Source organism: Achromobacter sp. ACM02 (assembly GCF_014851605.1).
Lineage (GTDB): Bacteria > Pseudomonadota > Gammaproteobacteria > Burkholderiales > Burkholderiaceae_B > Achromobacter > Achromobacter aegrifaciens.
The window spans coordinates 1-3,402 of record NZ_JACUZY010000019.1 but is presented as its reverse complement, the minus strand read 5'-3'; the positions used below and the strand labels follow the sequence as shown (position 1 = coordinate 3,402).

General features: G+C 51.9%; 2 rRNA genes. Both read right to left on the bottom strand.

The features are described from left to right. Positions 1 to 12: 12 nt before the first annotated feature. A 5S ribosomal RNA gene (rrf, locus tag IB258_RS30165) occupies positions 13 to 125 on the bottom strand. Positions 126 to 323: 198 nt separating this feature from the next. Then, positions 324 to 3,204 (bottom strand): 23S ribosomal RNA (locus IB258_RS30160). Positions 3,205 to 3,402 lie beyond the last annotated feature (198 nt).

Below are 3,402 nucleotides of genomic sequence, written 5' to 3'. Positions count from 1 at the left end.
TGCGGAATAAAAGCTTGACGATGACCTACTTTCACAGACGTCCGTCCACTATCATCGGCGCAAAGTCGTTTCACTGTCCTGTTCGGGATGGGAAGGAGTGGGACCAACTCGCTATGGTCGTCAAGCGTAACTGGTTGAGCGGCTGCGGTTAGGCAACTGCTCCAATCTTGGAAGAAACACAACGCGTGGTGATCAGAGTCAGACTCGATGATCACGCACGGTGGGGTGTAATTGGTGTTGGCTGGCTGCTGACGGTGCAGCCAGATTTTGTATTGAACGACACTTGGAACGCTACATCACCAGGTCATAACCATCAGTGTTATAGGATCAAGCCTCACGGGCAATTAGTATCGGTTAGCTTAACGCATTACTGCGCTTCCACACCCGACCTATCAACGTCCTGGTCTCGAACGACCCTTCAGGGGGATCAAGTCCCCGGGATACCTTATCTTCAGACGAGTTTCCCGCTTAGATGCCTTCAGCGGTTATCTCTTCCGTACTTAGCTACCCGGCAATGCCATTGGCATGACAACCGGTACACCAGAGGTACGTCCACTCCGGTCCTCTCGTACTAGGAGCAGGCTCCGTCAAGTATCCAACGCCCACGGCAGATAGGGACCAAACTGTCTCACGACGTTTTAAACCCAGCTCACGTACCTCTTTAAATGGCGAACAGCCATACCCTTGGGACCGGCTACAGCCCCAGGATGAGATGAGCCGACATCGAGGTGCCAAACACCGCCGTCGATATGAACTCTTGGGCGGTATCAGCCTGTTATCCCCAGAGTACCTTTTATCCGTTGAGCGATGGCCCTTCCATTCAGAACCACCGGATCACTATGTCCTGCTTTCGCACCTGTTCGACTTGTCAGTCTCACAGTCAAGCACGCTTATGCCATTGCACTATCAGCACGATTTCCGACCGTACCTAGCGTACCTTCGAACTCCTCCGTTACACTTTGGGAGGAGACCGCCCCAGTCAAACTGCCCACCATGCACTGTCCCCGATCCGGATAACGGACCAAGGTTAGAACCGCAAACAAACCAGGGTGGTATTTCAAGGATGGCTCCACGTAATCTAGCGACTACGCTTCAAAGCCTCCCACCTATCCTACACAGGCCGGTTCACAGATCAATGCAAAGCTACAGTAAAGGTTCATGGGGTCTTTCCGTCTAGCCGCGGGTAGATTGCATCATCACAAACACTTCAACTTCGCTGAGTCTCAGGAGGAGACAGTGTGGCCATCGTTACGCCATTCGTGCAGGTCGGAACTTACCCGACAAGGAATTTCGCTACCTTAGGACCGTTATAGTTACGGCCGCCGTTTACCGGGGCTTCGATCAAGAGCTTGCACCCCATCACTTAACCTTCCGGCACCGGGCAGGCGTCACACCCTATACGTCGACTTTCGTCTTTGCAGAGTGCTGTGTTTTTAATAAACAGTCGCAGCCACCGATTCTCTGCGACCCCATCATGCTAAGCGCGCAGGCGCTTCACACTACCGGGGTATACCTTCTCCCGAAGTTACGGTATCAATTTGCCGAGTTCCTTCTCCTGAGTTCTCTCAAGCGCCTTGGAATATTCATCCCGTCCACCTGTGTCGGTTTGCGGTACGGTCTCGTACAGCTGAAGCTTAGAGGCTTTTCTTGGAACCACTTCCAATCACTTCGCAAGCAATGCTCGCTCGTGCCACACCCTTGATTTACGCGCCCGGATTTGCCTAAGCGCCATCTTCGATGCAGCAACAGGGACATCCAACACCCTGATGATCTTCCGCGATCCGTCCCCCCATCGCACTGTACGACGGTGCTGGAATATTAACCAGCTTCCCATCAGCTACGCATCTCTGCCTCGCCTTAGGGGCCGACTCACCCTGCGCCGATGAACGTTGCGCAGGAAACCTTGGACTTACGGCGAGGGGGCTTTTCACCCCCTTTATCGCTACTCATGTCAGCATTCGCACTTCTGATACCTCCAGCAGCCTTTACAAGCCACCTTCGCAGGCTTACAGAACGCTCTCCTACCGCGTGCACAAAGTGCACACCCGCAGCTTCGGTTTATCGCTTAGCCCCGTTACATCTTCCGCGCAGGACGACTCGATCAGTGAGCTATTACGCTTTCTTTAAAGGATGGCTGCTTCTAAGCCAACCTCCTGACTGTCTATGCCTTCCCACTTCGTTTCCCACTTAGCGATAATTTGGGACCTTAGCTGGCGGTCTGGGTTGTTTCCCTCTTGAGTCCGGACGTTAGCACCCGGTGCTCTGTCTCCCAAGCTGTACTTGCGGGTATTCGGAGTTTGCCATAGTTTGGTAAGTCGCCATGACCCCCTAGCTATAACAGTGCTCTACCCCCCGCAGTAATACTTGAGGCACTACCTAAATAGTTTTCGGAGAGAACCAGCTATTTCCAGATTTGTTTAGCCTTTCACCCCTATCCACAGCTCATCCCCTAATTTTTCAACATTAGTGGGTTCGGTCCTCCAGCACGTGTTACCGTGCCTTCAACCTGGCCATGGATAGATCATCTGGTTTCGGGTCTACACCCAGCGACTGAATCGCCCTATTCGGACTCGCTTTCGCTACGGCTTCCCTATTCGGTTAACCTTGCCACTGAATGTAAGTCGCTGACCCATTATACAAAAGGTACGCAGTCACCCCACAAGGAGGCTCCTACTGTTTGTATGCATACGGTTTCAGGATCTATTTCACTCCCCTTCCGGGGTTCTTTTCGCCTTTCCCTCACGGTACTGGTTCACTATCGGTCGATCACGAGTATTTAGCCTTGGAGGATGGTCCCCCCATCTTCAAACAGGATTTCACGTGTCCCGCCCTACTTTTCTTACGCTTAGTTCCACACACAAGATTTCGCCTACAGGGCTATCACCTGCTACGGCCGGACTTTCCATTCCGTTCGACTATCTTGCGTGCTAAAACGTAAAGGCTCTTCCGATTTCGCTCGCCACTACTTTCGGAATCTCGGTTGATTTCTTTTCCTCGAGCTACTGAGATGTTTCAGTTCACCCGGTTCGCTTCCACTGGCCTATGTATTCAGCCAGGGATACTCCTTGCGGAGTGGGTTTCCCCATTCGGACATCTACGGATCAAAGCTTGTTTGCCAGCTCCCCGTAGCTTTTCGCAGGCTACTACGTCCTTCATCGCCTGTGATCGCCAAGGCATCCACCATATGCACTTAGTCGCTTGATCCTATAACGCTGTAGGCTATAGGACCTGAGTATTAGCGTTTGTGCCGTTCATAAGTTTCAAAGCAGTCTGAGGTTATTCACCTCAGTCTTGAGAACTTGGAACAAAATTAATGCAATCACAACCCGTACCCATCTTCATCAGCAAGCTGATTACTCGATGAGCACATTTCGTTGTGCTTCTTCCAGATTGTTAAAGAAC